We start from the raw sequence: 4647 nt of genomic DNA, 5'->3' as shown, positions 1-4647 counted from the left end.
ATCATGAGAGTCCATCCCTAACTCAATAGCCGGGTGTTGCACTCAGCCTCTGAAACCGCCCAGTCATAAAAATGAACGGGCTTCACGAGTCCGCCGATCAGTTGCAGACTGACTGGCTGCCCAGCGTCAGGCAGGCTGGGCGCATAGAAACGGCCGGATTGTTGTATCGCCTCGACGCACGACGCTTTGTCATGGATGATCAGCGACAGTCGCCCGAGTCTGTCAATAAACTGAACGGATTGAAAAATACCTTACTGCAAACAGCTGACACTTATGGCCCACTGGTGTCGAGCCCGCAGGAAGAGCAGGTATGGAAGCAAGTCAAAGCCGATGCGCTGGCCTACAGCGACAAAATTGACCAGCTGGTTGAACTTAGCAAAAGCAAATCCGACAGCGAATTATTCGTATTTATCCGTGACATTACCAGCCCGCAGGCGAAGGCCTTGCAAACATCGATAGAACAATTGATCGAAGTGAACGTCAAGGGCGCAGAACAATCAGGGGCGATAGCGGATAAAAATTATGAAAGTGGGCTGACTGTTACCCTGACACTGATTATTCTGGCGGTGATTATTACCTTGATCGTTGCCACGCTATTCACCCGTAGCATCGCAAGACCCGTTCAGGCATTGCTCGATTCAACCCGCAGAATCGCCGAAGGCGACTTGCGCACCACGGTGGACATCACCGGGGCTGATGAGCTGACCGAACTGCAAAAAGCCACCGCAACCATGCTTTCGAGCCTCAAGGGCACCATTCAACACATCGCTGACGCGTCGGGCCTGCTGGCCTCGGCCGCCAAAGAAATGAGTTCGATCACTCAGGACTCCACCCAAGGCATTCAGCGCCAGACCATGGAAACCGAGCAGGCCGCCACGGCGGTCAACCAGATGACCGCCGCCATTGAAGAAGTCGCGCGCAATGCGGTCGCCGCCTCGACCTCCACCCAGGCCTGTGAAAAGTCTGCGCAAACCGGCCAGGATTGCGTCGGCCAGACCATTGCAGCACTGGAAAAGCTCAGCAACACCGTGGACAAAACCGGCGTCGAAGTAGAAGGGCTGGCCCATCAGGCGCAGGACATCGCCAAGGTGGTCGATGTCATCCGCGCGATTGCCGAACAGACCAACCTGCTGGCCCTCAACGCTGCCATCGAGGCCGCCCGCGCGGGTGAACAGGGGCGCGGGTTTGCTGTGGTCGCCGACGAGGTCAGGGCGCTGGCCCACCGCACTCAGACGTCTACCCAGGAAATCGAACAGATGATCCAGAGTATTCAGAAAAACTCCAGTGGGGCCGTCCAGTCGATGAAGCAGAGCAATGCGGAAACCGACGCAACGTTGCTGATTGCTCAGCAGGCGGGTGTCGCAATCAAAGAGATCACCACCTCGATCAGTCACATCAATGAACGCAACCTGATGATTGCTACAGCCTCCGAACAGCAGGCTCATGTGGCCCGTTCGGTCGATGAGAACCTGGTGAGCATTCGCGATTTGTCGGTCCAGAGTTCTTCTGCTTCCAGCCAGACCTCTACAGCCAGCCAGGAACTGTCCCGTCTGGCGGTGGACCTGAGCCGTCTGGTGGCGAGGTTTTCAGTCTGATTGACCTCTGCTGGCTCGAAGGCTTGATCAAAGCTCTTGACGGGGTTTACGCCCAGCCTGTGCGACTCAAGCCTTCAGCCTTGAACACCAGCGCCTTCAAACCGCCATCGACTCGTGCATCCGGGAATTCCGGCGGGTTTTCCAGGCGTTGCTCGAAGCGCAGGCAGGGGGCTTCGATCGCAGTGTGCTGAATCAGAAAGTCCGGCCCCAGCGCGGGGTCGTTCATGCACGCCAGCACCTGACCGTCCTCTTCAAGCAATTCGGGCAGGCGACGCAAGACCCGTTGGTAGTCCTTGTCGAGCATAAAGCTGCCTTTCTGGAAGGAGGGCGGGTCGACGATGATCAGGTCGTAAGGCCCCGAGCGAGTCACCTTGGCCCAGGACTTGAACAGGTCATGCCCCAGAACGTCACCCGGCCCAGATCGTGGTCGTTGAGCCGATGGTTCTCGCGACCGCGATTCAGCGCGGCACGGGCCATGTCCAGGTTCACCACATGGTCGGCTCCACCGGCAATTGCCGCAACCGAGAAGCCGCAGGTGTACGCGAACAGATTCAGGACGCGCTTGCCCTTTGCCTGGGCCTGCACCCATTCACGGCCGTAGCGCATGTCCAGAAACAGCCCGCTGTTCTGCTTCTTGCCGAAGTCGACCTTATAACGCAGGCCGTTTTCGCTGATCACCCATTCATCCACGACCTCGCCGGTCAGCCACTGCGTTGTGCTTTGCGGCAGGTAGCGGTGTTGCAGCAGCAGGGTGTGAGCCTGGCTTTTTTGCCATTGGGGCGCTTCGATCAGCGCGTTCAACTGGTGCGTCAGTGCGGCCAGTTCGGACGCTTGCGGCTCCTTGAACACCGAAACCAGCACCACGCCCTGCATCCAGTCGACCGTAATGTGCTCCAGCCCCGGCCACACGCGACCACGGCCGTGGAACAGGCGGCGGGTTTCATCGGGTACCTCGCTCAGGGCGTCGAGCAGGTGCTGTTGCAGAATCGCGAGTGCTTCAGGGGTCATGACGAAGGTCGGTTATGAAAGGCGGCGTATGGTAAACGTATTTCAGCGAATGGGAATCATGGGGTTCAGCGTGGCATGTACTGTCGCTGCCAGCGATGTGGGATTTTCAGCGACACCAGCGCCAGTAACGCTGACAGGCTGGCGCTGACCAGCAAGGCATCGAGCCCCAGACGATGTTCAAGCAACGCGCCGATCACTGCACCGATGAACATCCCGGCCCACGGGACCAGTTGAATGCGCCAACCATCCCGGCGTTCGCCCAGCATCCAGCGGCCCAGGCCGCGCCCCAGTCGCGACAGCGCGCCGGTCACGTAGGTCAGGCCCACCGGCAGCCCGTTGACCTGCTCGACAGCGGCATTGAGCATGCCCATCGCCAGAATCGCCCAGATCAGGGCGAGCATGTTGTTCGCCAACGGCCAAGCCGCAGCGGCACACAAGAGCGTGGCGATAGCCAGCAGCAAGGGCAGGGCGCGTCGGTTGCCCAGGCGCGCAACGACAACGCCCAGTGCATTGCCGGCGATAAACGCAAGGATGGCCAGGGCCAGACGGAGTGTGACGCTCAAGTCGCCATCACTTATTGCTACCGCGAGGCGAGTGGTGTTGCCGCTCATGAACGAGACGAAATCGCCGGTGGCCATGAAGCCGATGGCATCGGTCATGCCTGCCAGCACCGACAGGCTCGCCACCAGGCACATGCCGACCCTGCCACGCCATTTCTGCAGGTGCAACTGCCGTGGGCTGGCGCTGGCATTTATGGGCGGTGGCAGCATCGCAGGTCCTCTGGACCAGTTGAAACAGTGGCTTCAGCCGTTCATAGCGGCTTGGCGCGGACGATTCTTTTCGCCCTGACCTCGTCTGCGTAAGCCTTGAGCTGGTCGGCATCGCTGTAAAGCCGATTGACCATCTGCAAGATCGCAGTGACGTCAACATCCTTCATTTGTGAAGCGAGCTTGAGAATTTCTTCTGCCGTGCTCTCGAGGTTGGTTGCTGTCCCTTTCAAGTGCCGCTTCAGCTCCTGGGTCGACTTATTGAGCGCCATACGTGTTCCTGTGCCAAGACCTTGAATTCCATACCCGGAGCATCGCTTTTTCCGCGATAACAAGCAATCAGGCTGATGCCTGAGCCTTGGAGTTATCGGCCGATCCAAGGCGATCTACAAGGCCGGGCGCTCAATCGTCGCGGGTCAACACTTCAAGCAGCTCTATTTCAAACGTAAGGTCAGCGCCCGGCTTGATATGCGCGCCCATGGTCCTGTCGCCATAGGCCAGATGAGCGGGGACGCACAGTGTGCGCTTGCCTCCCACCTTCATGCCAACAAGGCCCTGATCCCAGCCTTTGATAACGCGCCCGGTGCCGATCACGCACTGGAACGGCTTGCCGCGCTGGTGCGAAGAGTCGAAGACCGTGCCGTCTTCCAGGGTTCCGGTGTAATGAGTGGTGATCAACGCACCTTTGACCGCTGCTTTGCCTTCACCGATGTGCAGATCGGAAATCTGTAGTTCTTTGCTCATTGCGGGGCTTCCGGGTAAAGCGCGCTCAGTGAATGTCGCGGGAAGGCTTTCTCGCAGAAAAGCGATTCGATGACAAGCTGATCAAACAAAAACGGGCAAGCTTTCGCTTCCCCGTTGCAGGCCAATCAAAGTGTCTGTCAGAGATTCTGCGAACTGACCACCATGGCCTGGGCGATGTTCTCTTTCTGCTGCTCGGTGAAGCCGTCCCAGATGTTGGTCTTGGCGTAGTAGCCCAGGCCTGCCAGGCAATAAAGGCTGAGGGTCAGCACGATGGCAATCGAGACGAACGTCCAGCGGCCTCCGTCCTCATCGTTTTCCCGTGTGAAACTGCGCGAGTAGTTGTCATCCGGGCCGCGCGAGAGCAGGGCGGACGACAGGCGCTTGAACCACTGGAACAGATGAACGACAACAATACGCAGCATAGGGATATGACCTCAAATGTTAATAAAACGGAATGCTTGCGGTGCTCGGCGGCACCGAATACAAAAGCTGAAAACGAAAAAAGCCCGTCTATGACGCAATGCTGTTCACTT

The 4647-nt window shown here is 58.4% G+C and carries 5 protein-coding genes and 1 pseudogene; 1 reads left to right on the top strand and 5 read right to left on the bottom strand.

The genetic code is table 11. The features are described 5' to 3' along the window. Nucleotides 1-71 precede the first annotated feature (71 nt). Entirely contained in the window at nt 72-1595 is a 1524-nt protein-coding gene (locus DW49_RS0122320; RefSeq protein WP_024421025.1) for a HAMP domain-containing methyl-accepting chemotaxis protein, read from the top strand. Nucleotides 1596-1641: 46 nt separating this feature from the next. Here the strand turns inward: DW49_RS0122320 and DW49_RS01000000128745 are convergent. From DW49_RS01000000128745 to DW49_RS0122295, 5 genes and pseudogenes are all read right to left on the bottom strand, one after another. After that, nucleotides 1642-2603: pseudogene (locus DW49_RS01000000128745) on the bottom strand (class I SAM-dependent methyltransferase). A 65-nt stretch (nt 2604-2668) separates the two neighbouring features. Then, nucleotides 2669-3373: a YoaK family protein gene (locus tag DW49_RS0122310; protein ID WP_005617629.1), complete on the bottom strand. Its 705-nt coding sequence runs from the start codon at nt 3371-3373 to the stop codon at nt 2669-2671. A gap of 41 nt (nt 3374-3414) precedes the next feature. Beyond that, nucleotides 3415-3642 (bottom strand): hypothetical protein, encoded by a 228-nt coding sequence (locus DW49_RS0122305; protein ID WP_003383427.1) that lies wholly within the window; start codon nt 3640-3642, stop codon nt 3415-3417. Between the two features lie 130 nt (nt 3643-3772). Next, a complete protein-coding gene (locus DW49_RS0122300) occupies nt 3773-4114 on the bottom strand; it encodes an FKBP-type peptidyl-prolyl cis-trans isomerase (protein WP_005617631.1) in 342 nt (113 codons plus the stop codon). A 137-nt stretch (nt 4115-4251) separates the two neighbouring features. Next, nucleotides 4252-4536, bottom strand: coding sequence for a hypothetical protein (locus DW49_RS0122295; protein WP_005617632.1), 285 nt, complete (start codon nt 4534-4536; stop codon nt 4252-4254). Between the last annotated feature and the right edge of the window lie 111 nt (nt 4537-4647).

This window comes from Pseudomonas avellanae BPIC 631, from assembly GCF_000444135.1.
GTDB classification, from domain to species: Bacteria; Pseudomonadota; Gammaproteobacteria; order Pseudomonadales; family Pseudomonadaceae; genus Aquipseudomonas; species Aquipseudomonas avellanae.
This window is presented reverse-complemented; position numbering and strand designations above follow the sequence as displayed.